The sequence below is a fragment of the Vibrio sp. 2033 genome (genome assembly GCF_033339735.1).
The window spans coordinates 1-722 of record NZ_JAWOVC010000323.1 but is presented as its reverse complement, the minus strand read 5'-3'; the positions used below and the strand labels follow the sequence as shown (position 1 = coordinate 722).

At 46.5% G+C, this 722-nt stretch carries 1 protein-coding gene; it reads right to left on the bottom strand.

All coding sequences use genetic code 11. The features are described from left to right. Positions 1-65: 65 nt before the first annotated feature. Positions 66-722 (bottom strand): efflux RND transporter permease subunit (locus tag R7P74_RS26365; RefSeq protein WP_318123595.1); only part of this gene is annotated, 657 nt, incomplete at its 5' end.

Genomic DNA, 722 nt, shown 5'->3' with positions numbered 1-722 from the left:
CAGGCCTAAATCCTCGGCATAAAAAAAGCAGACCGAAGGCTGCTTTTTTATTAAGACAAGAGATGCTAGTTCGATGTATTCGCAGAAATATCTGAAGATACTGACGATTTTCTAAAACGACCAATGACACGCTGGAAGAAGCGCTTAATCGCTCGAAAGATGTTTTTAATATCTTCAAGCATTAGATACAGACAAGGCACTAACACCAACGTCAGGACTGTGGCATACAGCACAGCAAAGCCCAAAGCGACGGCCATTGGTATTACGAAACGTGCTTGTAGACTGGTTTCGAACATAATAGGCAATACACCCGCAAAGGTCGTGATGGATGTCAGCGTAATCGCTCGGAAACGCGCGCAACCAGCCTCAACCACCGCCTGCTTGATGCTCATTCCTTTCTCTCGCACTTGGTTCACATAATCTGTCATCACCAGCGAGTCGTTGATCACCACACCTGCGGCTGCGATCAAACCGAATGTCGACATCATGCTAATGTCTAGCCCCAACCAGAAATGTCCCCAAATCGCCCCTGTTAAACTAAACGGGATAACAGACATCACGATAAGAGGCTGGGTATAGCTCTTCAATGGTACGGCAAGCAAGATATAAACAATGATCATCCCTGCCACAAAGAACATGATTTGTTCGTTGCGTTGCGCGGCTTGCTCTTCGATGTCACCACCCAGCTCTGTTTTGACACTTGGGTGCAGCTTCTTCATATA